We start from the raw sequence: 26,250 nt of genomic DNA on the forward strand, positions 1-26,250 counted from the left end.
ATCAACCTCCGGGTGGGGGGAGGGGTTCGGGGTGGCGGTGCGGACAGAGCATGCACACGCCAAAATTCCCCGATGTCACACGGGTCAACCCGGCGGATGAAGAGTCGGTGAACTGCCGCGGTCACGTCCGGGGTGCACGCGGCGCACGGGTGAGATCCGCCCGCCGTGGAGCTCCGGCGTCCGGGCCGGTGGCAAGGCGGTCGCGGGAGGTCCACCGCAGCGCTGCTTCGCGCCCCGGCCCAGCGGACCGGACAGGTGCATTACGGGCACGGCGACAAGGCGTACGGGTGGCGGGAGCCCGCAAACGGGGGCAGGGGCGCATGACGTACGCGCCGCGGGGACCCGGCCGCCCCCGCGGAAGCCCGCCGTGCGCGCCGCCGCGCAAAACGGCTCGGCGGACACGCACCGTGCGGCACCTCACCGGCGCTCCCGCCGGGGACTGCGGTTACGCTCAAAGTCGCAGGACCTTGATCGATGGTCAGGAGGCCGAGGGATGACCGTGCCCCCAGGGCGCAGGAGCAGTACCTTCACGCGACTGCTGCGGCACGGCTTCACCGACCCCTCCGCCGCCGAAGGGCTGCTGGAGAGTGCCGAGCTGGCGCCGATAAGGTCCGACCCCGTTCTGCTCGACGCCCTGGGCGCGACCGCCGACCCCGATCTGGCGCTGCACGGTCTCGTAAGGCTGCTGGAGGCGCAGCCCGCCCCCACCGCCCGGCGCGAGCTGCTCGACACGCTGATCTCGGCCAAGCCGCTGCGGGACCGGCTGCTCGGCGTTCTCGGTTCCTCCGTTGCGCTCGCCGACCACCTCGCCCGCCACCCCGGCGACTGGCACGCACTGGTCACGTACGAGCCCCACGACCTCCACCCCGACGTGCAGGAGTTCGAACGACAGCTTGCGGAGGCCACGGACCCCGTCTCCCTGCGCGTCGCGTACCGCCGCTGTCTGCTGTCGATCGCCGCGCGCGACGTGTGCGGCACCACTGACGTCGCCCAGACCGCCGCCGAACTGGCCGACCTCGCCACCGCCACCCTGCGCGCCGCCCTCGCCATCGCCCGTACCGCGGCCCCCGGCGACGCCACGGTCTGCCGTCTCGCGGTGATCGCGATGGGCAAGTGCGGCGGCCACGAGCTGAACTACGTCTCCGACGTGGACGTCATCTTCGTCGGTGAGGCCGCGGGCGGCGCAGACGAGCGCAAGGCCCTGCAAGCCGCGACCCGGCTCGCCTCGCACATGATGCGGATCTGCTCCGAGACGACCGTCGAGGGCTCCATCTGGCCGGTCGACGCCAATCTGCGTCCCGAGGGCCGGAACGGCCCGCTCGTGCGCACCCTCAGCAGCCACCTCGCGTACTACCAGCGCTGGGCCAAGACCTGGGAGTTCCAGGCCCTGCTCAAGGCGCGCGCGGTGGCCGGCGACCTCGAACTCGGCGAGGAGTACGTCGCCACCCTCGCCCCCCTCGTCTGGCAGGCCGCCGAGCGCGAGAACTTCGTCGCCGACGTACAGAAGATGCGCCGCCGGGTCGTCGCGAACATCCCCGTCGGGGAGATAGAGCGCGAACTGAAGCTCGGACCCGGAGGCCTGAGGGACGTCGAATTCGCCGTTCAGCTACTGCAGTTGGTGCACGGGCGATCCGATGCCTCGCTGCGCAGCGGCACCACGCTGGACGCGCTGAAGGCACTCGCGGCCGGTGGCTACGTCGGGCGCGCCGACGCCGTACAACTGGATGAGGCCTACCGCTTCCTGCGTTCCCTGGAGCACCACATCCAGCTCTACCGGCTGCGCCGCACCCATCTCGTGCCGGAGAACGAGACCGATCTGCGGCGCCTCGGCCGCTCCCTCGGACTGCGCACCGATCCCGGCACCGAACTCCAGCGCGAGTGGAGGCGGCACACCGGTGTCGTCCGCCGACTGCACGAGAAGCTCTTCTACCGGCCGTTGCTGGACGCGGTCGCCCAACTGGCGCCCGGCGAGGCCCGGCTCAGCCCGGACGCGGCCCGGGAACGGCTCGTCGCGCTCGGCTATGCGGACCCTGCGTCCGCCCTGCGCCACCTGGAGGCGCTGGCCTCCGGCGTCACCCGCAAGGCCGCCATCCAGCGCACCCTGCTGCCCGTGCTCCTCGGCTGGTTCGCCGACTCGGCCGACCCGGACGCGGGACTCCTGAACTTCCGCAAGGTGTCGGACGCGCTCGGCAAGACCCCGTGGTACCTGCGGCTGCTGAGGGACGAGGGCGCCGCCGCGGAGAACCTCGCCCGTGTCCTCTCCGCGGGCCGGCTCGCCCCCGACCTGCTGATGCGCGCCCCCGAGGCGGTGGCCCTCCTCGGCGACGGGGACGGCGGCGGACTCGAACCGTGCGGGCGCGCCCACCTGGAGCAGGAGATCCTCGCCGCGGTCGGCCGCGCCGAGAACGCCGAGCAGGCGGTCACGGTGGCGCGCGGCGTGCGCCGGCGCGAGCTGTTCCGTACGGCCGCCGCGGACATCGTAGGCTCCTACGGCAGCGAGGACGCACCGGCCCGGTCGGACCAGGGAGCCCTGATCGACATGGTCGGCGCCGCGGTCTCGGACCTGACCGCCGCGACCCTGGCGGGCACGTTGCGGGCCGTGGTCCGTGAGGGCTGGGGCGACACCCTGCCCACCAGGTTCGCGGTCATCGGCATGGGCCGGTTCGGCGGACACGAACTGGGCTACGGCTCCGACGCGGACGTGCTGTTCGTGCACGAGCCGTGGGAGGGCGTGGACGAGCGGGAGGCCTCCGAGGCCGCGAACAAGGTGGTCGCCGAGATGCGGCGGCTGCTGCAGCTCCCCAGCACCGATCCGCCGCTGCTGATCGACGCGGACCTGCGGCCCGAGGGCAAGTCCGGGCCGCTGGTGCGCACCCTTACGTCGTACGAGGCGTACTACCGGCGCTGGTCGCTCATCTGGGAGTCGCACGCACTGCTGCGGGCCGAGCCCGTCGCCGGGGACGAGGACCTGGGGCGCCGCTTCATCGATCTGGTCGACCCGCTGCGCTACCCGGCGGAGGGGCTCGGGGAGGACGCCGTACGCGAGATCCGGCGGCTGAAGGCCCGCATGGAGTCCGAACGGCTGCCGAGGGGCGCCGACAAGACGCTCCACACAAAGCTGGGCCGTGGCGGGCTGTCGGACGTGGAATGGACGGTCCAGCTCCTGCAACTGCGGCACGGCTGGGTGGAGCCCGGCCTGCGCACCACCCGTACCCGCGCCGCTCTCGCCGCCGCGTGTGCCGCGGGACTGATCCCGGGCGAGGAGGCGGCGATCCTGGACGAGGCCTGGGTCCTGGCCTCGCGGGTGCGCAACGCGGTGATGCTGGTGCGGGGGCGGGCCGGCAACACCTTCCCGTCCGAGAGCCGGGAGCTCGCCGCGGTGGGGCGTTACCTCGGGTACGGAGAGGGGCACGTGGGCGACATGCTCGACGACTACCGGCGTACGACACGCCGTGCCCGGGCCGTGGTGGAGGAGCTCTTCTACGCGGCGTGAGTGCCCGCCGCCGTCGGCGGCGGCCGCCTGCTCACGCCTGGACGGGCAGCAGCGCGCTCCGGCCCGTCCCCGGCACCCAGCGGGGCAGGGCATACGGCAGGTCGCCATACCACAGCGCCGCCGCCGCGAAACCGCACGTCAGGCACATCGTCCCGCCGGCCGCGTCCAGCCAGAAATGGTTCGCCGTGGCGACGATCACCGTCAGGGTCGCCACCGGGTACACCAGGGCCAGGACCCGCACCCAGGGCACCGTCACCAGCGCGAAGACCGTCAGACCGCACCACAGGGACCAGCCGATGTGCATGGACGGCATCGCCGCGTACTGGTTCGACATGTGCTTCAGGTCGCCCGACGCCATGGAGCCCCAGGTGTGGTGCACCATCACCGTGTCCACGAAGTCGCCGCCGCGCATCAGGCGGGGTGGCGCGAGCGGGAAGAAGTAGTACCCGAGCAGCGCCACCGCCGTCGTGGAAAACAGGGTGAGCCGCGTCGCCGCGTACCTCCCCGGATGGCTGTGGTAGAGCCACACCAGAACGCCCAGCGTCACGACGAAGTGGAGCGTCGCGTAGTAGTAGTTCATCCCTACGATCAGCCATGTGACCGAGTTCAGGGCACGGTTGACCGAGTCCTCGACGGCGATCCCCAGGTGGTGCTCCAGCCGCCACAGCCAGTCCGCGTCGGCCAGGGCCTGGGCCTTCTGCTCCGGCACGGCGTTGCGGATCAGCGAGTACGTCCAGTAACTCACCGCGATGAGCAGGATTTCGAACCAGAAGCGAGGACGGCGAGGACTACGGATCCGACGCAGCAGGCCCTGCCTCGCGTGATCCTTCGCGTCGTCCACGACGGGGTGTGAAGCGACCTGTCCCCGGCCCTCCACTGCCGTCACGGTCCTGTCACCCATAGGCACAGAGTCTGCCAGAAAAGCGTTCTCCCACCGATCATCCCCTGGACGGGGGCCGGTCGCATGTTGTCCACCTTCCGGCCGTGCCGGTGGACCCGTGCCGGGCCCGGAAAGTACCCCCTAGGGACGACTCCGGTCCCCGGGCGCCGAAGCGGTCGATCCCCGCACCACCAGCTCCGGCATGAACACGAACTCACTGTGCGGCGCGGGTGTCCCGCCGATCTCCTCCAGCAGCGTCCGCACCGCCGCCTGCCCCATCGCCGGAACCGGCTTGCGGACCGTCGTCAGCGGCGGATCGGTGAACGCGATGAGTGGGGAGTCGTCGAAGCCCACCACGGAGATGTCCGTGGGCACTTCCAGCCCGCGCTGCCTGGCCGCGCGTATCGCGCCGAGCGCCATCATGTCGCTCGCGCACACCACCGCCGTGCACTCCCGGTCGATGAGCGCCGATGCCGCGGCCTGGCCGCCCTCCAGGGTGTACAGCGAGTGCTGGATCAGCCGGGACTCGACGTCCTCGGCGGACAGCCCCAGCTGGTCCTGCATGGTGCGCACGAAACCCTCGATCTTCCGCTGCACCGGTACGAACCGTTTGGGCCCGAGGGCCAGACCGATCCGTGTGTGGCCCAGCGACACCAGGTGCGTCACCGCCAGGGTCATCGCCGCGCGGTCGTCGGGGGAGATGAACGGCGCCTGCACCTTGGGGGAGAAGCCGTCCACCAGCACGAACGGCACGCCCTGGGCGCGCAGCCGTTCGTAGCGCTGCATATCGGCGGTGGTGTCGGCGTGCAGCCCGGAGACGTAGATGATGCCCGCGACCCCGCGGTCCACGAGCATCTCCGTCAGCTCGTCCTCGGTGGAACCGCCCGGCGTCTGCGTCGCCAGTACCGGTGTGTATCCCTGACGCGTCAGCCACTGGCCGATGACCTGGGCGAGAGCCGGGAATATCGGGTTCTCCAGCTCCGGGGTGATCAGACCCACCAGGCCCTCGCTGCGCTGGCGCAGACGGACCGGACGCTCGTAGCCCAGCACGTCGAGCGCGGCCAGGACGGACTGGCGGGTGGTCGCGGCGACGCCCGGCTTCCCGTTCAGGACACGGCTGACCGTCGCCTCGCTGACCCCCGCCTGGGCCGCGATGTCGGCGAGCCGTGTGGTCACGGGATTGGACTGTACCGGCCGCGTCTCGGCTTGCCCACCGACCGGACGCCGGGCCCGGGCGGTAGAACGGCCCGCTGCGGGTTGCTGCGTCATCGCGCTCCCTCGTCAATTCTGTTCGGCGTCCGGTCCGCAATGTGATGATCCCTCGCGCGGACATCTGCGGCAAGAGCTTGCAGAGTCTTGCACAAGTGTCCGAGAGCGCGCCGAGCAGCCGCAAACAAGGCCGGTGGCTCCTTAAGGGCGGGGTCACGGACGGGTAACCATTGTCGTCGCTTTCACTTTTTTGCTGCAAGGTCTTTCGCAAGGCTTACATCGCTGTTACGTTCACGTCGCCCGACGGCGTCCCCCACTCTCGACTTCGCTCGAGCGGGGCCCCATCGGCGCAGTCGGCAAGTCGGCTGAAGGACGGCGGACGGGACCGTCCCTTCGCCCCCCGGGCTTTCACCCTCAAGGAGAACTCATGCGGCGTGGCATAGCGGCCACCGCGCTGGTGGCGTCCGTCGCCCTCGCGGCAACGGCATGCGGCGGAAGTGACAGCGGCAGCAGCAAGTCGGACGGTCCGATCACCATCACTTGGTGGGACACCTCCAACGCCACCAACGAGGCGCCGACGTACAGCGCACTGGTCCAGGACTTCGAGAAGGCCAACCCGAAGATCAAGGTCAAGTACGTCGACGTCCCCTTCGACCAGGCACAGAACAAGTTCGACACCGCCGCCGGTTCCAAGGGCGCGCCCGACGTGCTGCGCTCCGAGGTCGGCTGGACCCCCGCCTTCGCCAAGAAGGGCTACTTCCTGCCGCTGGACGGCACAGAGGCCCTCGCCGACCAGGGCAAGTTCCAGCCCAACCTGATCAAGCAGGCCCAGTACGAGGGCAAGACCTACGGCGTGCCGCTGGTCACCGACACCCTTGCGCTGGTCTACAACAAGGCCCTGTTCAAGCAGGCCGGGATCACCGAGGCGCCCAAGACCTGGGACGAGCTGAAGTCCGACGCGGCGAAGGTCAAGGACAAGACCGGCGTCGACGGCTACTGGGGCTCCGCGCAGGCCTACTACGCGCAGTCCTTCCTCTACGGGGAGGGCACCGACACGGTCGACGCCGCCGCCAAGAAGATCACCGTCGACTCGGCCGCCGCGAAGAAGGCGTACGGGACCTGGCTGGGGCTGTTCTCCGGCAAGGGCCTGCACCAGGCCGACACCACCGCCGACGCCTACGCCCACATCCAGGACGCGTTCGTCAACGGCAAGGTCGCCGCGATCGTCCAGGGCCCCTGGGAGATCACGAACTTCTACAAGGGCTCGGCCTTCAAGGACAAGTCCAACCTCGGCATCGCCACCGTCCCGGCCGGCTCCAGCGGCAAGGCGGGCGCCCCGACCGGCGGCCACAACCTTGCGGTGTACGCGGGCTCGGACAAGGCCCACCAGGAGGCGGCGCTGAAGTTCGTGAACTTCATGGCCTCGGCGAAGTCCCAGGAGACCATCGCCCTGAAGAACTCCACGCTGCCCACGCGTGACGACGCCTACACCGCGCAGGTCAAGGCGGACCCGGGTATCGCCGGCTACCAGAGCGTGCTCTCCGCCGCCCAGCCGCGCCCCGCGCTGCCCGAGTACAGCTCGCTGTGGGGCCCGCTCGACATCGAGCTGCCCAAGATCGCGGGCGGCAAGGAATCGCTGGACCAGGGCCTGAGCAACGCCCAGACCGCGATCGCCAAGCTGGTCCCGGACTTCAGCAAGTAAGCCGCCGTGGCCGCCGGGTCCGCCCCGCATGGGGGACGGACCCGGCGGCCACCGGCCTGCCCCCGGCCCTCCCGTTGACCATCCAGAAGGTGTCGAACCATGACAGTCGCCATCGACCGCGCGACCGGCAAGCGCCGCGGTGACCGCGCACCACGGCCCGGGCTGGGTCAGCGCCTGAAGAACGGATATCAGAAGTACTGGTACGCCTATGCCATGATCGCCCCCGTGGCCGTCGTGCTCGGCGTCCTCGTGCTCTACCCGCTGGTGTACGGCTTCTACCTCACCCTCACCGACGCCAACAGCCTGAACACCGCCCGTACGATCGGCGTCAACCACATCGACGCCACGTACAAGTTCATCGGCCTCGGCAACTACAAGGACATCCTCTTCGGCCCGTTGTCCTACGACCGTTTCTGGTCGCACTTCGTGTGGACGATCGTGTGGACGGTCGCCTGCGTCGTCCTTCACTACTCCATCGGGCTCGGCCTCGCGCTCCTGCTCAACCAGAAGTTCCGTGGCAGGACCTTCTACCGCCTCGTCCTGGTGATGCCCTGGGCCGTGCCCACCTTCGTCACCGTCTTCGGGTGGCGCTTCATGCTCGCCGACGGCGGCATCATCAACGCATCCCTCCACGCGCTCCATCTGCCCACACCGCTGTGGCTGGAGGACACCTTCTGGGAGCGGGTCGCCGCCGTCATGGTCAACACCTGGTGCGGTGTGCCGTTCATGATGCTGTCGCTCCTCGGCGGCCTGCAGGCCATCGACGCCACCCTGTACGAGGCCGCCGAGATGGACGGCGCGAGCGCCTGGCAGCGCTTCCGGTACGTCACCCTGCCGGGCCTGCGCTCCGTCAGCTCCACCGTCGTACTCCTCGGCATCATCTGGACCTTCAACCAGTTCGCCATCATCTTCCTGCTGTTCGGCAACACCGGCACGGACGCCCAGATCCTCGTCACCTGGGCCTACCAACTGGGCTTCGGCCAGCAGCCGCGTGACTTCGCGCAGTCCGCCGCCTACGGCATCCTTCTGCTGGCCGTACTGATCGTCTTCACCTCCTTCTACCGCCGCTGGCTGAACCGCAATGAGCAGCAGCTCGCGATCTGAGGCAGGAGCCCCCATGACCACGACCACTGTCGAGACCTCCGCCGAGGTGAGCGGGCAGTCCGTCACGGACGCTCCGCGGCGCACGGTGCGCCGGCGCGGCGAGCGCGGCCCGGTCGCGACCCTCACCTCCCACGCCCTGCTGATCGTCGCGAGCCTGATCGCGTTCTTCCCGGTCGCCTGGCTGATCTTCCTGTCCCTCGGTCCGGACAAGGACGACTACCTGCGTCCCGGGCGCATCTGGCACACCATGACGTTCGACAACTACTCGTTCGTCCTGCAGCACACGAGCTTCTTCAGCTGGCTGAAGAGCACCCTCGTCGTCACGCTGGGCACCACGCTCATCGGCGTCCTCATCGCCGCCACCACCGGCTACGCCGTCTCCCGCATGCGCTTTCCCGGCTACAAGAAGTTCATGTGGCTGCTGCTGCTCACCCAGATGTTCCCGATCGCCGTCCTGATCGTGCCGATGTACCAGATCATGTCGGACCTCGGACTGATCGACAGCTACCTCGGCCTCATCCTGGTCAACTGCACGACGGTCGTCCCCTACAGCGCCTGGCTGCTGAAGGGCTACTTCGACACGATCCCGTTCGAGATCGACGAAGCCGGACGCGTCGACGGGCTCAGCCCCTTCGGCACGTTCCTGCGGCTGGTCCTTCCGCTCGCCAAGCCCGGCCTCGCGGTCGCCGCCTTCTACAACTTCCTCACCGCCTTCGGTGAGGTCGCCTTCGCCTCGACGTTCATGCTGAGCGACGACAAGTACACCTTCGCCGTGGGCCTGCAGAGCTTCATCAGCGAACACGACGCACAGCGCAACCTCATGGCCGCCACGGCCGTGCTGATCGCGATACCCGTCTCCGTGTTCTTCTACCTCGTGCAGAAGAACCTGGTGACCGGCCTCACCTCGGGCGGCACCAAGGGCTGACCGCCCCCCGGGCACCCGCGCGCCTGTCCGCGCGGGTGGCGGCCGCGGTGCCCCTCCGACCCCGCCGGCACCGCGGCCGCCTCGTCAGCCGCCGCCCTCCGCACGCATGTCCCATGACCCGAAGCTCCTCCACTCCCGGCTTCGCCCGAGCGGGGGAACCCCCCATCGCATCAAGGACACCATGAGCCAGCAGCACTCCGCCGACCCGGCCCCGGACACCGCCCTCGCCACCGTCGCCGTCGACCGCGACTGGTGGCGGGACGCGGTGATCTACCAGGTCTATCCGCGCAGCTTCGCCGACAGCAACGGCGACGGCATGGGCGACCTGGAGGGCGTACGCTCCCGACTTCCCCATCTGCGCGACCTCGGCGTGGACGCCGTGTGGCTCAGCCCCTTCTACGCCTCGCCACAGGCCGACGCCGGCTACGACGTCGCCGACTACCGCGCCGTGGACCCCATGTTCGGGAACCTCCTGGACGCCGACGCGCTCATCCGCGACGCCCACGATCTGGGGCTGCGCATCATCGTCGACCTGGTCCCCAACCACTCCTCCGACCAGCACGAGTGGTTCAGGCGGGCGCTCGCCGAGGGGCCGGGCTCGCCGCTGAGGGAGCGCTACCACTTCCGTCCCGGCAAGGGCGAGAGGGGCGAACTGCCGCCCAACGACTGGGAGTCCATCTTCGGCGGACCCGCCTGGACCCGCGTCACCGAGCCCGACGGCACGCCCGGTGAGTGGTACCTCCACCTCTTCGCCCCCGAGCAGCCCGACTTCAACTGGAACCACCCCGCCGTGGGCGACGAGTTCCGCTCGATCCTGCGCTTCTGGCTCGACATGGGCGTCGACGGCTTCCGTATCGACGTCGCCCACGGCCTGGTGAAGGCGGAGGGCCTGCCCGACCTGGGCAGCCACGACCAGCTCAAGCTGCTGGGCAACGATGTCATGCCGTTCTTCGACCAGGACGGCGTCCACGCGATCTACCGCCAGTGGCGGTCGATCCTCGACGAATACGCCGGAAATGGAAGAGGGCCCCAAGGGCCTTTCTCGGCAGGGCGCTGGAGGGAGACGGGCGGGCGGATCTTCGTCGCGGAGGCCTGGACTCCCACCGTCGAACGGACCGCGCACTACGTCCGCCCCGACGAGCTGCACCAGGCCTTCAACTTCCAGTACCTGGGCACCTACTGGGACGCGGCCGAGCTGCGCAATGTCATCGACCGCACCCTCGATGCGATGCGTCCCGTCGGCGCCCCCGCCACCTGGGTGCTGTCCAACCACGACGTGACCCGGCACGCCACCCGCTTCGCCAACGAGGCCGGCCTCGGCACCCAGATCCGCACGGCGGGCGACCGGGAACTGGGCCTGAGGCGCGCCCGTGCGGCGACCCTCCTCATGCTGGCGCTGCCCGGGTCGGCGTACCTGTACCAGGGCGAGGAACTGGGCCTGCCGGACGTGGTGGACCTGCCCGACGAGGTCCGCCAGGACCCCGCCTACTTCCGGGGCGCGGGCCAGGACGGGTTCCGCGACGGCTGCCGGGTGCCGATCCCGTGGACGCGCACCGGGACGTCGTACGGATTCGGCCACGGCGGCAGCTGGCTGCCGCAGCCGGATGGCTGGGGCGAGCTGAGCGTCGAGGCACAGCAGGGAGTGCCCGGCTCCACCCTGGAGCTGTACCGGACGGCTCTCTCCGTGCGGCGCGAGCAGCCCGGACTCGGCGCGGGCGACCGGGTGGAGTGGCTGCGCGCACCCGAGGGCGTGCTCGCCTTCCGGCGCGGGGAGGTCGTGTGTGTCGCAAACACCACCGGCGAGGCGGTCACGATTCCGTCGTACGGCCGGGTCCTGGTGGCCAGCTCGGAGGTGACGGTCACGGACGACGAGGCCAAGCTGCCGTCCGACGCCACGGTGTGGTGGGGGCCCTGACGGCCCCCTCCGCGTGAGGCCGGGCCCACTGCTTCCGCGGTGGGCCCGGACCCGCTCTTCGACGGCTACCGCCAGGTGTCACCGGTCGTGTATCCGCTCGACGTGCCGGTGGTGTACGAGCGGTTGGCGCCGGACTCCCATGTCACGTTCCCGGAGCCGTCCTTCTTCAGGTACTTGTAGGTGAAGGCCGTGCTCCTGGGCACGATGGCGAGCTTGCTCCAGGTCGGGTAGGCGGCCGAGGAGAGCGGGACGGCGTCGCCCGTGTTCCAGGAGCCCAGGGAGGCGATGGAACCGACGACGTAGACGTTGGTGCCCCAGTCGGTCGTCGCGTACTCGTTGAAGGTGACGTCGGTCGCGTCCGGGTCCGCCACGTTCCAGGAGTTGTTCAGCGAGAGGGCCGATGCCGTCGTGGTCGCCGACCTGTTGGCGTTCGACTCCCAGGTCACATTCCCGGACGCGTCCTTCTTCACGAACTTGTACTGGAAGGACGTGTTGATCGGCACGCTCACCTCACCCGACCAGAGCGGGTACCCGGACGACGACAGCCGGATCGCCTTGGACGGGTCCCAGGAGCCCAGGGCCGAGATCGAGCCGACGACGTAGACGTCGGTGCCGCTGGTGGTGGGCGCGTACTCGTTGAACGTCGTGCTCACCGTGGACGACGAGCCACCGCCCGCGTTCGTGCAGCCCACCGTGCAGGTGTAGGAGGCGTTGAAGAAGGCGACCGCGCCCTTCGCGGGGATCGTGATGCTCGCGCTGCCGCCCGAGACGGTGACCTTGGTGGCGCCGCCGTCGACGACGTTCGCGTACGTGCCGTCGGCCATGCCGGTGGTGAAGGTGTAGGTGGCGCTGCTCGAGCCGTTGTTCAGGGCGAAGAAGCCCTTGCCGCTGCGGCCGAAGCCGATGACGCCCGACGACTTGGTCTGCCAGTCGGAGACGGCCGCGGTGTCGGTCGCGTTGTGCCAGGCGACCATGCCGACGACCCCCGTGTCGCGGTCCAGGCAGTACCAGCCGTTCGAGCAGTCCGTGGTCGTCACGAAGCCCGAGGAGTTCGGCGGCGCCTGGTCGCTCCGGGTCCACTCCCAGCTGGCGTAGACCGTCGGCGTCGACCACTTGTATGCGAGCTGGAAGAGGTTGGCGAGCTTGTAGGTGTCGCCGTCCTTGTAGCTCAGATGCAGGCCGTTGCGTTCGGTGTCGTGGTTCGTCACGAACGACACCGAGTCGGCCGCGGGCAGGATGCCCGAGGAGGACAGGGACGCCAGGTCCGAGACATTGCCCTGGAACGCCGACTTCAGCTTGCTCGCGTAGGTGAAGTCCAGGACGTCACCCGAGCCGAAGTAGTCTCCCGGTTGCGGAGTGGAGCCGGGGTAGACCTCCTGGAACATGTACGGCGCCGTCCCGGACGCCGTGTGGGTGAGCTTGGACTCGATCGCCGCCAGGTCCGCCTCGGGTATGTGCTTGGCCGCGTCCACGCGGAAGCCGTCGACACCGAGCGCGAGCTGCTTGTCGAGGTAGTCGGCGATCCCGGCGCGCACGGTGTCCGAGCCGGTCTTGAGGTCGGGCAGGCCGAGGAGCTCGCAGTTCTGGACCTGCGTCAGGTTCGAGTAGTCCTGGATGGTCAGGTCGGAGGTGGGGCAGTCGGCGGAGTCGTGGTAGTCGGTCCGGTTCCAGTCGGGGGTGGCGTACTTGTCGGTGATGGCGGTGCCGTTGTAGTCGGTGCCGGTCTGCGCGGCCGTGTGGTTGATCACCGCGTCCGTGTAGACCTTCACGCCCGCCTTGTGGCACGCGCCGATCATGTCCGCGAACTTCGCCGCCGTCCCGAAGCGGCTGTTCAGGTTGTACGCGTACGGCTGGTAGACATCCCACCAGTAGTAGTTGGACTGCTTCATCGACTCGGCGGGCGGCGCCACCTGTACCGCGCCGTATCCGGCCGGGCCCAGCACCTGGGTGCACTCCGCGGCAATGGAGTCCCAGTTCCACTCCCACAGATTGGCGATCACATCGCCCTTGGCGGTCGTGTCCGCCCGCGCGGGGTGCGCGGGCAGGGCGGTCGGACCCGTGAGCGCCAAGGCGCCGACGGCCGCCACGGTCGTTGCGCGGCGGAGGAAACCTGGAGGTCGGCGTCCGGTCATGTGCGGCTCCGAATGGGGGTTTGGGGGGTTCGGTCTTGAACAACTGGGGTTCGGTCTTCAACAACTGGTGAGAGTGGGTCAGTTGAGAGGGGCACGTCAAGGTTGACTGTGAAAGTTCTTGCTGTCACTTTCAAGACTCTTGCTGTAAACGTTTCGTCGGCGATACGGTCGCGCGGGCGCCCGGTGACGAAGCCGAGGATGGTCGCAGTCGTGGCCGTGGCGTGGGGTCGGACCCGACTGAGCCGTAATCGCAAGGAGTTCACACCTGTGATACCGAGATGGCCGGCGCCCCGGACGCGCCGCACCCGCCATGGCCGAATACCGCCGCGGGCCGGACGCGTCGCGGCTCTCACCGCCGCCGCGCTCGCCGCCGCACTCCTGCCGCCCGTGGCCGCCAGGGCCGCCACCCCGCCCGCGCCCCCGTCCGACGCACGGCTCGCCGCCCAGCCGGCCCGGCACGACGACACCCGCGAGCAGTTCTACTTCGTCATGCCGGACCGCTTCGCCAACGGCGACACCTCCAACGACCGCGGCGGCCTGACCGGTTCACGCCTGGCCACCGGCTACGACCCCACCGACAAGGGCTTCTACCAGGGCGGCGACCTCAAGGGCCTGACCAACAGGCTCGACTACATCAAGGGCCTCGGCACCACCGCCATCTGGATGGCCCCGATCTTCAAGAACCAGCCCGTCCAGGGCAGCGGTTCCGATGCCTCCGCCGGCTACCACGGCTACTGGATCACCGACTTCACCCAGGTCGACCCGCACTTCGGGACGAACAAGGACCTGGCCACCCTCATCGCCAAGGCCCACGCCAAGGGCATGAAGGTGTTCTTCGACGTCATCACCAACCACACCGCCGACGTCATCGACTACGAAGGCGCGTCGTACGACTACCTCTCCAAGGGCGCCTTCCCGTATCTGACCAAGGACGGGCGGCCGTTCGACGACGCCGACTACGCCGCCGGCGGCAGGCCGTTCCCCGCCGTCTCCACCGCGTCCTTCCCGCGCACTCCGACCGTTCCGGCCGCGAAGAAGAACATCAAGGTGCCGTCGTGGCTCAACGACCCGACGATGTACCACAACCGGGGCAACTCGACCTACGCCGGCGAGAACGCCACCTACGGGGACTTCTCCGGCCTCGACGACCTGTGGACCGAGCGTCCCGAGGTCGTCAGCGGCATGGAGAAGATCTATGAGCGCTGGGTGCGGGACTTCGGGGTCGACGGCTTCCGGATCGACACCGTGAAGCACGTCGACATGGAGTTCTGGGCCCAGTGGGCGACCGCGCTCGACAAGTACGCCGCCGCGCACGGGCGCAGGAACTTCTTCATGTTCGGTGAGGTCTACTCCGCCGACACCTCGATCACCTCGCCCTACGTCACGCGGGGCCGCCTCGACGCCACGCTCGACTTCCCCTTCCAGGACGCGGCCCGCCAGTACGCCTCCCAGGGCGGCGGCGCGCAGAAGCTCGCGAGTGTCTTCGCGGACGACTACAAGTACACGACCGACAAGGCCAACGCGTACGAGCAGGTCACCTTCCTCGGCAACCACGACATGGGGCGCATCGGGTACTTCCTGAAACAGGACAACCCCCACGCGTCCGACGCCGAGCTGCTGAAGAAGGACGAGCTCGCGAACGAGCTGATGTTCCTCAGCCGCGGCAACCCCGTCGTCTACTACGGCGACGAGCAGGGCTTCACCGGTTCCGGTGGCGACAAGGACGCCCGCCAGACGATGTTCGCCTCCAAGGTCGCCGACTATCTCAAGGACGACGAGATCGGCACCGACCGTACGCACGCGAGCGACTCGTACGACACGCGTGCACCGCTCTTCGAGCAGATCCGTGCTCTCGCGAAGCTGCGCAAGGTCAACCCCGCCCTCACCGACGGCGTGCAGACCGAGCGCTACGCGGCCGACGGTGCAGGCGTCTACGCCTTCTCCCGTACGAGCACCGGCAAGGACCGCACCGAGTACATCGTCGCCCTCAACAACGCCGGCGAGGCGAAGACGGCGACCTTCACGGCCGGCTCGGCGAACATGACGTACCGAGGGATCCACGGGACGTCCGCCGCCGTCACGAGCGGGGCCGACAGGAGGGTCACGGTCACGGTCCCGGCCGGATCGGCGGTCGTGTTCAAGGCCGCCGGCCCACTCGAGGGGCCCACGGGCGCTCCGAAGATCACGCTCAAGGCCCCGGACACGGGCGCCACCGGCACGGTGGACGTCTCCGCCGGCGTGGACGGGGGGCAACTCGACCGCGTCGTCTTCGCCGCTCAGGTCGGAAACGGCGCATGGCGGATCCTCGGCTCGGCCGACCACGCCCCGTACAAGGTCACCCAGACCATCGCCGGGAACGTCCCGGCCGGAACGGCCCTGCGCTACAAGGCGGTCGTGATCGACTCGGCGGGCCGCACCGCGAGCGCGACGGCCGGGAGCACCACCGGCACACCGCCCCCCGCACCGGTGCCCACCGCCTCCTCCCGCGACTACGCGATCGTCCACTACAAGCGCACCGACGGCGACTACGCCGACTGGGGCCTGTACGCCTGGGGCGACCTCGCCGACGGCGAGGCGACGACCTGGCCCAGCAGCCATCCCTTCACCGGCCGTGACGCCTACGGAGCCTTCGCCTACGTCAAGCTGAAGCCCGGCGCCTCCAACGTCGGCTTCCTCGTCATCGACAAGAACGGCAACAAGGACGTCTCCGCCGACCGCAGCATCGACGTCACCAAGACCGGAGAGGTCTGGGTCGAACAGGGCAAGGAGACCGTCCTCACCCAGAAGCCGACGGCCGACTACCCCCCGCAGGACACGACGAAGGCCGTCATCCACTACCACCGCGCCGACGGGAACTACGACGGCTGGGGCCTGCACGTCTGGACGGGCGCCGCGCACCCCACGGACTGGACCGCTCCCCTTCAGCCGGTGCGGACCGACGCGTACGGCGCGGTCTTCGAGGTACCGCTCGCCGACGGCGCCACCAGCCTCAGCTACATCATCCACAAGGGCGACGAGAAGGACCTCCCCGCCGACCAGTCGCTCGACCTCAAGGCGAACGGCCACGAGGTCTGGTTGCTGGGCGGCCAGGAGAAGTACCTGCTGCCCCAGCCCGCGGGCAGCGCCGCCGCCCTCGACCTGACCACCTCCAAGGCGATCTGGGTCGACCGGAACACCGTCGCATGGAACGGCGTCGACGGCGCCGCCTCCACTCAGCTCGTCTACTCCCACGACGGTTCGATCGCAGTCGAGGGCGGCACGCTCAGGAGCGACGACGAGCGCTGGCTGCGCCTGACGAAGACCACGCTCACCGACGCCCAGAAGGCGAAGTTCCCGCATCTGAAGGACTACACGGCGTGGTCCGTCGACCCCCGCGACCGGGACCGGGTCCGCGAGGCCCTCAACGGCCAGATCGTGGCCACGCAGCGCGCCGCGAACGGTGCGGTGCTCGCGGCGACGGGCGTCCAGATCGCCGGCGTACTGGACGATCTGTACGGGAGCGCGACGCGGGCCCACCTCGGACCGACCTTCTCCAAGGGCCGTCCCACGCTTGCCGTGTGGGCGCCGACCGCGCAGAAGGTCTCGCTGGAGCTCGGCGGCTCCACGGTCGCCATGCGGCGCGACGGCACCACCGGCGTCTGGTCCGTCACCGGAGGGGCGTCCTGGAAGAACAAGCCCTACCGGTACGTCGTGACGGTGTGGGCGCCCAGCGTCCGGAAGATCGTCACCAACAAGGTCACCGACCCGTACTCGGTCGCCCTGACCGCCGACTCCGAGCGCAGCCTGGTCGCCGACCTGGACGACCGGTCCCTCGCGCCGAGCGGCTGGTCGTCCCTGAAGAAGCCCGGGGCCGTACCGCTCAGGGACGCCCAGATCCAGGAACTGCACATCCGGGACTTCTCGGTGGCGGACAGGACCGTCCCGGCCAAGGACCAGGGCAGCTACCTCGCCTTCACCGACCGGAACAGCGACGGCTCCAGGCACCTGCGGGAACTGGCCAGGGCCGGTACGTCGTACGTGCACCTGCTGCCCGCGTTCGACATCGCGGGCATCCCCGAGAAGAAGTCCGAACAGGCCACCCCCGCCTGTGACCTCGCGTCCTACCCCGCCGACTCCGACCGGCAGCAGGCGTGCGTCGCCGCGACCGGCGCGAAGGACGCGTACAACTGGGGCTACGATCCATACCACTTCACGGTCCCCGAGGGCTCCTACGCCACCGACCCGAACGGCACCGGCCGCACGGTCGAGTTCCGCCGGATGGTCAAGGCGCTGAACGAGGACGGACTGCGCGTCGTCATGGACGTCGTCTACAACCACACCGCCGCGAGCGGCCAGGCCGACACCTCCGTGCTCGACAGGATCGTGCCGGGGTACTACCAGCGTCTGCTCGCGGACGGCTCGGTGGCGAACAGCACCTGCTGCGCCAACACCGCGCCCGAGAACGCGATGATGGGCAAGCTCGTCGTGGACTCGATCGTCACCTGGGCCAAGGAGTACAAGGTCGACGGGTTCCGCTTCGATCTCATGGGGCACCATCCGAAGGCCAACATCCTCGCCGTGCGCAAGGCGCTCGACGCACTCACGCCCGCCAAGGACGGCGTCGACGGCAAGAAGATCATCCTCTACGGCGAGGGCTGGAACTTCGGCGAAGTCGCCAACGACGCCCGCTTCGTGCAGGCCACCCAGAAGAACATGGCCGGCACCGGCATCGCGACCTTCTCGGACCGCGCCCGTGACGCCGTGCGCGGTGGAAGCCCCTTCGACTCGGACCCCGGCATCCAGGGCTTCGCGTCCGGCCTGTACACCGACCCCAACGCATCCACGAGCAACGGGACTTCGGCCGAGCAGAAGGCCCGCCTCCTGCACTACCAGGACCTCGTCAAGGTCGGTCTGAGCGGCAGCCTCGCCAAGTACCACTTCACCGACACCGCCGGAAAGGAGGTCACCGGCGCCGAGGTCGACTACAACGGCTCGCCCGCCGGTTACGCGGACGCGCCCGGCGACGCCCTCGCCTACGCCGACGCGCACGACAACGAGTCGCTGTTCGACGCGCTCGCCTACAAGCTGCCGATGGGCACCTCCGCGTCCGACCGGGCCCGTATGCAGGTCCTCGCGATGGCCACGGCCACCCTCTCGCAGGGCCCGTCCCTCTCCCAGGCAGGATCCGATCTGCTGCGCTCCAAGTCCCTCGACCGCAACTCGTACGACAGCGGCGACTGGTTCAACGCCATCCACTGGGACTGCAGCGACGGCAACGGCTTCGGGCGCGGACTGCCGATGGCCGCCGACAACCAGTCCAAGTGGACCTACGCCAAGCCTCTGCTGACCTCCGTCAGGGTGGGGTGCCCGCAGATCGAGGGTTCCTCCGCCGCCTACCGGGATCTGCTGAGGATCCGTACGACCGATTCGGTGTTCTCCCTGGCCACCGCGGACCAGGTGCAGTCGAAGCTCTCCTTCCCGCTGTCCGGGAAGGACGAGACGCCGGGCGTGATCACGATGGAGGTGGGAGACCTGGTCGTGGTCTTCAACGCGACGCCGCAGAAGCAGGAACAGACCGTCGCGGCCCTCGCCGGGAAGGACTACGCACTGCACCCGGTGCAGGCCGCCGGAGCGGACCCTATCGTCAAGACCTCGTCGTACGCGGCGAAATCCGGCACGTTCGCCGTTCCGGGTCGCACCGTGGCGGTCTTCTCCCGGGTCACTCGCTAGGGCACTAGCGTGGTGGGGCGGACCGGGATCTCCGGGTCCGCCCCACCTCCTTTTCCGCGCCGAGGGGCGGCTCACATGGACGGCAACGGCAAGCAGACGGGCTCCACCGTGCTGGTGGTCGACGATGCTCCCGCCAGCCGCTACGCGCTGGGTGCCGTACTGCGCCGGGCGGGACACAGCGTCGTCCCCGTCGCCAGCGGCGGGGAGGCGCTCAACGAACTCGACCTGCGACTGCGCAAGGGCGCCCTGCCCGACGTCGCCCTCGTCGACGTGGGGCTGCCGGACATGAGCGGCTTCGAACTGTGCCGCAGGCTCAAGTCCTCGCCGCCCACCGCCGGGCTGCCGGTCGTGCACTTCTCCGCCGTCTCCGCCGGGCCCGGCTTCCGCTGCCGCGGGCTGGACTCCGGCGGTGAGGCCTATCTCTCGGTGCCGGCCGAACCCGAGGAGATCCAGGCCGTCGTACGGGCCGCCGTGCGCGGCGCCCGGATGCGCAGTGGGGCGGAGGCGCTGGCGCGGCGGCTGACGCTGCTGTCGGAGACGATCGTCTCCGTACAGGCAGCCCGGTGCATGACGGAGCTCGTCCAGGCCGCCGCCGAGGGCGCCTCCCGGCTCACCGGTTCGCCCGCGGTCGTCTTCGTGCTCGGCGAGGACGGCGAGCTGTATCGCGGCCTGTCCCGCTCCCGGGCGGGCGTCTCGCTCCCGGACGCCGAGGCCCATGAGACCGTGGCCCGGCTGATCCGCGGCCTGATCGCCGGACACACCGGGGCACGCGACACGATGGTGCCGCATCCGCTGTGGCCCGCGGGCTTCCTGCGCGCCGGTGGGTCCGACGACGCGCGCGTGGTGGTGGCGCGGTCCCAGGAGGGCAAGCCGGCCGTCTGTCTCGCCCTGCCCGCGGGCGGGCCGGCCGCCGAGGGCGACGCGCTGGTCTCCCGGCTCGCCCAGGCGACCGCGCTCGCCGCCGAGGCCCTGCTCATGTACCAGGTGGAGCGGCATGTCGCGCTCACCCTGCAGCACAGCTTCCTGCCTCAGCAGGCGCCCTCGATGCAGGGGGTGGAGATGGTCGTCCGCTATGTGCCCGCCTCCCGGCAGACCGAGATCGGGGGCGACTTCTACGTGGCGCTGAACACCTCCCGCGGGGTGCTGACCGCGGTGGGCGACATCGCCGGGCACTCGCTGGACGCGGCCACCGTCATGGTGGAGATCCGGCACGCGCTGCGCGCCTACTGCGTGGAGAACCCGGACCCCGACAGCCTGGCCCGGCGGCTGGACCGGCTGCTGCAGCACTTCCACCCCGAGGTCACCGCCACCGTCTGCCTGGTTCTGGTCGAACCCGACAGCGGGCGCGTCCGCATCGCCAACGCCGGCCATATCCCGCCGCTGATCGTGCACAACGACGCCACCGCCGAATACGCCTCCGTCGGCGGCCCGTTACTCGGACTCGGCCTGGACCGGCCGCCGCCCACCGAGACGGTACTGCGGCCCGCGGACCGGCTGCTCATGGTCACCGACGGGCTCATCGAGAACCGCGGCACCGACCTCGGCGTCTCCATGGAACATCTGCGCACGGCCGCTGCCGACGCCCCGCCCGGTGTCGGGGCGCTGTGCGACACACTGCTCGGCTGCTTCGGCCGGGACCGGCAGGACGACATCGCGCTGCTGGCCCTGCGGTTAGGGTGAAGGCGTCCGCCGCAGAACAGGAGTGCCCATGCCGCAGATCACCGTCGACTACTCCGCGCCGCTGGAGGGCTCGTTCGACCGGCGTGGGTTCGCGCTCGCGCTGCACGCCGAGACGGTCGAGATCGCGGCCGCGCGGATCGCGGCGTGCGAAACGCAGTTCCGCCGCACCGAGGACACCACCGTCGGTGCCGAGCCGGACGGGCACGCCATCGTGCACGTCACCGTGGGACTGCTGGCCGGACGCACCGACGAGACCAAGGCCAGGCTCGCCGAGGCGACGCTGGGCCTGCTGCGGCAGTACCTGAAGCCCGCCGGGGGAGTGGCGTTGCACGTGTCCGCCGAGGTACGGGACCTCGATCCGTCGTACCGCAAGTTCGAGGGCTGACGGCGTTCAGGACGCCAGCGCGACCAGACGGGCGACCAGGTCGCTGAAGGGCCCGTTTGCCGGCTCGTTCCTCAGCACCCGCCGCAGCAGCGCCGCCATCTCCTGGTCGTAGGCGGCGCTCACCGCCACCAGCGCCGCGAAGTCCCGCACGAGTTGTGCCTCCAGCTCGCGGCGCGGGATCCGACGTCCGTCCAACCAGATCAGCGCCGTCGACTCGACGAGCGAAATCCAGGAACGGATGACCAGTTCCAGCCGCGCGGGCGGCTCCTGGATCTCCAGGTGCGCAAGGATCTGGACATACGCCTCCTGCCGCACCGAGTCGACCAGTGCGTTGGTGCGTGACACCGCATCCATCGAGCGGACTCCGTCCGCCGAGACGGCCGGGCCGCCGCGCATCAACGCCGAGAATCCTGGCCCGTGGTCGTCGACGAAGTCGAAGAAGCGGCGCATCACCCGCAGCAGTCGTGTCCCCAGCGGGCCCTTCTGCGGCTCCACGAACCGCGCCGCCAGATCCTCGGACGCCCGCTTCAACGCAGCCTCGTACAGGCTGATTTTGCCGGGAAAGTAGTGATAGACCAGCGGCCGCGAGATTCCCGCGGCCGACGCTATCTCGTCGATGGACACCTCGTCGGGAGAGCGCTGGCTGAACAGTTCGAGCGCGACGCCGATCAACTGCTGCCGTCGCTCCTCGACTCCCATTCTGCGGCGTATCCCGGTACTCATGCGAACACCTTACCGATTGAATCCAGCCGCGAACCGGCCGGATCCAACACGCGTGTTCACATCTTCGGCACACATCCCTCACCGAAGCCCACCGACCGTCCGTCCGTCGGCCAGGGTCCCCTTCAGGCCGGCCTGCGCCCCCTGCTTCGCGCGCACCGCAAGCAGAGGGCCCCGCGCCGATCCGTTCACGCCACCGGTCGCCGTGACCGCCTTGGTGTCCTCGCTCCCGGCGGCCAGCAGATACCAGGCTCCTGCCGCCGACTTCCACAGCACACCGGCCAGCACATGCGGATCCTTCGCGCCACACGCCGCCACGCCCTCGGACTGCGCCGCCACCGCCCCGTACCGTCCACCCGGCGTGTGGAACTGCGCCAGCACCCGCTGCCCCCCGCCCCGCCAGGTCTCCGCCCGTGTGCACACCCATGCCGCGCCCCCGGACCCGTCCGGCAGCGTCTGCCGCGCGTACTCCCACGCGTTCACGGACCGCACGCCCTGCGACCGCGCCGCCGCCAGCGAGCACGCGTACGGTGCCCAGGCACGCAGCGCCGTCGCCGCGGACGCCTCGTGGGGCGCGGTCGGCCGTCCCTCGGTCAGATGCGCGGGCGTGAGCTCCCCGAGGTCGGTCAGCAGCCGGGTGCCCGATCCGTCGGTCAGCTGCAGCACGTTCCACGACGTGCACGAGCCGGTCTGCTGCCCCGGAACGGCCAGCGGCGCGGTCACCCCGCCGACCAGGCCCAGGTCCGTCGCCCCGGAAGGTGGCTTCAGAAGATCCCGCTCGGCCGCCCCTGTCACCCAAGGGGCCGTCAGATAACGCACGTTGCCGTCGGCCCGGTCCAGCACCACCGCGTCGGCCTCGGCCCCGGACGCCGCGTCGACCCGGGCGAAGTCGAGCGCGGCCCCGCTCGCGCCGTCCTTCGGCTCGGCGTAGCGCACGATGCGCAGACCGTCGTAGAAGACCACCACGTGCGCGGCGTCGACCCCGCCCGCGTACAGCAGTTGCGGCGGTCCGGCCGGAGGGCCCGACGGGGTTGTGGGGGTCGCGGAGACCTGGACGGATCCGCCGGGCCGAGCCCACACGGCGAGTGCCCGGCGCAGCAGCGCCCTGTCACCCGTCAGGTCGCCGCGCGCGGGCCACACGGAGAAGTCCGTGCGCGCCGACGTCCGCCATGTGGCGGGGGACACCCTCGTCACCTTGGCCGGGTCCAGGGCGGCCAGGGCGGCCGGATTCTGTGCGTACGACGGGGCGGCCGCGCCGTCCTGGCCCCAGCCGCCGCTCGGCATCGCGAGCAGCGCGCCGCACACCGCGGCGGCTGCCGCGGCGGCGAGCGCGGCCTTCCAATGGTGACGGCGTCGCATCAGATCGGTGGGGCGCGCCTGCAGCGAACACGGGTCGAACTCGGCGGAGCCGAGCAACGCGTCCTGCGCCGGTACGCCCGTGGCCGCGCGGACGGCCGCCGCCGGGTCCGCCACGCCCGCCGCCGCGAGCATCTTGCGCACGCCGTCCTCGGAGAGCTTCTCCAGGCCGCGCAGCACATAGGCGGCCCGGGCCGGCCCGGCGAGCCTCGACAGCCGCTGGTCCAGGGCGAGTTCGTCGGCGCCGCCCGACCGCGGGAACAGCCGCAGCCCCCACACCTGGGGGAGCAGCGGCGGCAGTTGCGACCGCCTCGGCCAGGCCGTGCGCCTGAGCGGCAGACCCGCCTCCAGCGCCGTACGCACCACCTGGAGGCGCAGCAAGGAGTACCCGGGGTCGCCGTCACGGCCGGCCTGGGCCGGGATCACGGGGGCGGACGACCGCCCGCGCGGCAGTGCCCGCTGGGTGAGGGCGTGCGCGGTCAGCACCCGCCGGTTGCGGCCGAGGCCCGGCGGCAGGATCAGATAGGCCAGCCGGACGAGCCGGGGATAGTGCTCGACGAGCGCGGCCTCGGCCTGCTCCACGTCGACGAGCGGTCCGGAGGCCGAAGCCGGGCCCGGGGCGACATCCTGTGACTGCACGTGGGGCAAAACGAGCGAGACGGTGGTTGGTCACCTGGATGGCGGAACCGTTCGACGCCACGGCAGCAGCGCGTCGTGGCGAGCAGCAGCATGTCGGCACGCCGATCGCCGTCCGTGCGCCGGTCACCGCGGCGAGCGCCCCGACGGCAGGGTGGCAACGGCGTCTTGTGGGTCTCGGGCTCGCCCGGCCGGTGGCCTGTGGCGTCCGGGCTCGGCCTGTGGCGTCCGGGCTCGAACGGCAGGGTGGAACCGAGCGGGACGGTCAGTCCTCGGGCTCGACCAGCAGACGCGCATAGTTGGCCATGGACCGCTGATAGCGCGGCAGATGAGGCGCGAGCGCGCCGAGGACCAGGGACAGGCCCTCGCGGTCGCGGCCCAGGCTGGACAGACACAGGGCCAGACAGGCGCGTATGGCGTCGTCCAGCTCGTCGGAGGGCGCGTCGAGTTCGGGAGTGAGCAGCTCGACACCCTCCTCCGGCCGCCCGACGTTCCGCAGCGAACTGGACAGCTGGATCCTGGCCCGGCGGCCGCGGTAGCCGTCGAGGCCGCGCGCCAGCGCCTCGCGGTACAGCGGCACCGCCTGGTCCGAGTGGCCCGTGGAGTCCCAGGCGCAGGCTCGCTCGAACGGCCCCAGCGGGCTGCCGTCGGGCAGTTCGGCCACGAGGGCGTCGATCACCGCGCGGAACTCCGCGGCGCCCGCAGCGGAGCCGCCCTTGGATGCAGTCCCGGCGTAGTCGTCGAAGGCCGCCCACGCCGCGGCGACCCGCTTCTCCCAGTCCTGGGTGCTCATACGTCCCCCTGTCTCGCATGCCGACGCGGCACACTTTCGCACACCCGTGCCCGTCGGAACAGCGGATTTCGATGATCTTGGAGGGAGAGCCGTCGTGCCATTGAGCACGGCGCGCGCCGCAGCCGTACGGAGGGAAAGGGCCCTAGCGGGGGCTTCCAGCAGCATGGGCCGGAACGACCGGAGGAACACATGAGGTGGACGCGCGAGAAGCTGGCGGCCGGCGCGGCCGTCGCCCTGCTGGTGCTGACCGGCTGCGGCGGGTCGGGCGGGGCGGGCGCTGCGAAGGCCACGGTCCCGCCGACCGCGACCGGCAGCCTGGAGGACCTTGCGGCGGACGTGCAGTGCAAGCCGAACATCCAGACCGACGCCGATGAGATCCGCCAGGCCATCTGCACCAATTCCGACGGGAAGTTCGTGCTCGCGACCTTCGCCACCGACCGCGGACAGCGTGAGTGGATCAACGACGCCAAGGACTACGGCGGTTTCTACCTGGTGGGCAGCAAGTGGGTCGCCGTCGGCGGCGACGGAGTGGTCAAGGCGCTGCGCGGCAAGCTCGGAGGGGAGCTGGAGACCGGGGTCGACCACCACGCCCACTCCGGCCAGAGCGGCCACTCCGGGCACAGCGAACACGCCGGTCACAGCGGCTGAGCCACTGTCGCGTACAGGCCGAAGGCCGGTGGCGGGATCTCCCGCCACCGGCCTTCTTCAGTGGGTCACCGGCTCAGTGGATACCGGCTGATGGATCACTGGCACCTCCGGCCGGAATGGATCACTGGCACCTCCGGCCGGAGTTGATGCAGTTGGCGATCTTGTTCGCCAGACCGCCGGTCGTGACGCTGATGAAGTCGTCGTGGTCCGTGATGGCCTTGTGCAACTGCTCCGGGAAGCCGTCCACCGCGTAGGCGTTCTTCACCTGGCCGTTCTGGATGACCGGCTGCGGCACGTTGTACACCAGGCGCATCGTCAGCTGCGGGATCGCCTTGAAGCCGTTCTGGCAGTTGCCATTGGCGTCGGCGAACGCGACGTGCGTACGGTGGTTGGCGCTGTCGATGTTCTGGCCGTCCCAGCAGCTCTGGAAGGCGAACGTCCGGACGACGTTGCTGCCCTGCGGACAGATCGGGTACTTGTCCGTCAGCTGCACCTTGTTCTCGAAGCCGGTGCAGCTCCAGTGCGCGTTGGCGTTGCCCGGGCCGTTGGTGAAGGCCTTGGCGTCACCGGTGATGATGCGCAGGAACTGCGGCATCGCGACGACCTTGCCGGTCGGGTTGCCGACGTACTTGATCTGGGCCTGCTTGGCGACCAGGATCCGGCCGACGTTGCCTTCCTTGCCGCCGCCGAGGGCGTTCTGGTCGAAGTCCTGCGTGCCGTCCTGGACACGCACCACCGGCCAGTAGTACGCCGACAGGTCGTTCTTGTTCTGGCAGCTCGTCCCGCCCTGCAGGAACGTGTTGTTGCTGGAGAACGCGTTGACCTTCTGGTTGCCGACGTAGTCGTGCAGGTGGTGCGCGCCATTGGTCACGCCGGGCGCCACGATCACGTTGTCGGTGTTGTGGTTGCCGTTCGCGTTCACACCGCACAGCGTGGTGAACGAACCGGTCGACGCGTTGCCGT

At 70.1% G+C, this 26,250-nt stretch carries 16 protein-coding genes; 9 read left to right on the top strand and 7 right to left on the bottom strand.

Going from position 1 to position 26,250, the window contains the following annotated elements:
- The first annotated feature begins 493 nt into the window (after positions 1-493).
- Entirely contained in the window at positions 494-3,493 is a 3,000-nt protein-coding gene (locus AAW14_RS17760; RefSeq protein ID WP_265564828.1) for a bifunctional [glutamine synthetase] adenylyltransferase/[glutamine synthetase]-adenylyl-L-tyrosine phosphorylase, read from the top strand.
- Between the two features lie 31 nt (positions 3,494-3,524).
- Here the strand turns inward: AAW14_RS17760 and AAW14_RS17765 are convergent, their stop codons facing one another.
- Complete coding sequence (locus tag AAW14_RS17765) at positions 3,525-4,394, bottom strand: phosphatase PAP2 family protein (RefSeq protein WP_265564829.1); 870 nt, start codon at positions 4,392-4,394, stop codon at positions 3,525-3,527.
- Positions 4,395-4,514: 120 nt separating this feature from the next.
- Positions 4,515-5,549: a LacI family DNA-binding transcriptional regulator gene (locus AAW14_RS17770; protein ID WP_265564830.1), complete on the bottom strand. Its 1,035-nt coding sequence runs from the start codon at positions 5,547-5,549 to the stop codon at positions 4,515-4,517.
- Between the two features lie 460 nt (positions 5,550-6,009).
- Here AAW14_RS17770 and AAW14_RS17775 point away from each other — a divergent pair, with 460 nt between their 5' ends.
- The 4 genes from AAW14_RS17775 (at position 6,010) to AAW14_RS17790 (ending at position 11,228) form a co-directional block, all read left to right on the top strand.
- Positions 6,010-7,284: an extracellular solute-binding protein gene (locus AAW14_RS17775; protein ID WP_265564831.1), complete on the top strand. Its 1,275-nt coding sequence runs from the start codon at positions 6,010-6,012 to the stop codon at positions 7,282-7,284.
- A gap of 99 nt (positions 7,285-7,383) precedes the next feature.
- On the top strand, positions 7,384-8,388 hold the full coding sequence (locus AAW14_RS17780) for a carbohydrate ABC transporter permease (RefSeq protein ID WP_265564832.1): 1,005 nt from the start codon (positions 7,384-7,386) through the stop codon (positions 8,386-8,388).
- A 13-nt stretch (positions 8,389-8,401) separates the two neighbouring features.
- On the top strand, positions 8,402-9,313 hold the full coding sequence (locus tag AAW14_RS17785; RefSeq protein WP_265564833.1) for a sugar ABC transporter permease: 912 nt from the start codon (positions 8,402-8,404) through the stop codon (positions 9,311-9,313).
- 181 nt (positions 9,314-9,494) lie between these two features.
- Entirely contained in the window at positions 9,495-11,228 is a 1,734-nt protein-coding gene (locus tag AAW14_RS17790; RefSeq protein WP_265564834.1) for a glycoside hydrolase family 13 protein, read from the top strand.
- A 65-nt stretch (positions 11,229-11,293) separates the two neighbouring features.
- Here AAW14_RS17790 and AAW14_RS17795 read toward each other — a convergent pair whose 3' ends face one another.
- Positions 11,294-13,360, bottom strand: coding sequence for a carbohydrate-binding module family 20 domain-containing protein (locus tag AAW14_RS17795; RefSeq protein WP_265564835.1), 2,067 nt, complete (start codon positions 13,358-13,360; stop codon positions 11,294-11,296).
- Between the two features lie 267 nt (positions 13,361-13,627).
- Here AAW14_RS17795 and pulA point away from each other — a divergent pair, with 267 nt between their 5' ends.
- The 3 genes from pulA (at position 13,628) to AAW14_RS17810 (ending at position 21,134) form a co-directional block, all read left to right on the top strand.
- Positions 13,628-19,069, top strand: coding sequence for a pullulanase-type alpha-1,6-glucosidase (gene pulA / locus AAW14_RS17800; RefSeq protein ID WP_265564836.1), 5,442 nt, complete (start codon positions 13,628-13,630; stop codon positions 19,067-19,069).
- A 75-nt stretch (positions 19,070-19,144) separates the two neighbouring features.
- On the top strand, positions 19,145-20,749 hold the full coding sequence (locus tag AAW14_RS17805; protein WP_265564837.1) for a fused response regulator/phosphatase: 1,605 nt from the start codon (positions 19,145-19,147) through the stop codon (positions 20,747-20,749).
- A gap of 28 nt (positions 20,750-20,777) precedes the next feature.
- Positions 20,778-21,134 (top strand): 5-carboxymethyl-2-hydroxymuconate Delta-isomerase, encoded by a 357-nt coding sequence (locus AAW14_RS17810; protein ID WP_265564838.1) that lies wholly within the window; start codon positions 20,778-20,780, stop codon positions 21,132-21,134.
- Between the two features lie 6 nt (positions 21,135-21,140).
- Here the strand turns inward: AAW14_RS17810 and AAW14_RS17815 are convergent, their stop codons facing one another.
- The 3 genes from AAW14_RS17815 to AAW14_RS17825 form a co-directional block, all read right to left on the bottom strand.
- The gene (locus AAW14_RS17815; protein WP_265564839.1) at positions 21,141-21,857 is read right to left on the bottom strand and encodes a TetR/AcrR family transcriptional regulator; all 717 of its coding nucleotides are present in this window, start codon (positions 21,855-21,857) and stop codon (positions 21,141-21,143) included.
- Between the two features lie 78 nt (positions 21,858-21,935).
- A complete protein-coding gene (locus tag AAW14_RS17820) occupies positions 21,936-23,849 on the bottom strand; it encodes a hypothetical protein (RefSeq protein ID WP_265564840.1) in 1,914 nt (637 codons plus the stop codon).
- 262 nt (positions 23,850-24,111) lie between these two features.
- Positions 24,112-24,639, bottom strand: a complete 528-nt coding sequence (locus AAW14_RS17825) for a tetratricopeptide repeat protein (protein WP_265564841.1) — start codon at positions 24,637-24,639, stop codon at positions 24,112-24,114.
- Positions 24,640-24,828: 189 nt separating this feature from the next.
- On the opposite strand from AAW14_RS17825, the gene AAW14_RS17830 reads away from it, so the two are divergent.
- Entirely contained in the window at positions 24,829-25,287 is a 459-nt protein-coding gene (locus AAW14_RS17830; RefSeq protein WP_265564842.1) for a hypothetical protein, read from the top strand.
- A gap of 121 nt (positions 25,288-25,408) precedes the next feature.
- On the opposite strand, the gene AAW14_RS17835 is transcribed toward AAW14_RS17830, so the two are convergent.
- Positions 25,409-26,250: DUF1996 domain-containing protein (locus AAW14_RS17835; RefSeq protein ID WP_265564843.1), on the bottom strand; the 842-nt coding region annotated here is incomplete at its 5' end.

This window comes from Streptomyces hygroscopicus, assembly GCF_026168105.1.
Classification (GTDB): domain Bacteria; phylum Actinomycetota; class Actinomycetes; order Streptomycetales; family Streptomycetaceae; genus Streptomyces; species Streptomyces hygroscopicus_D.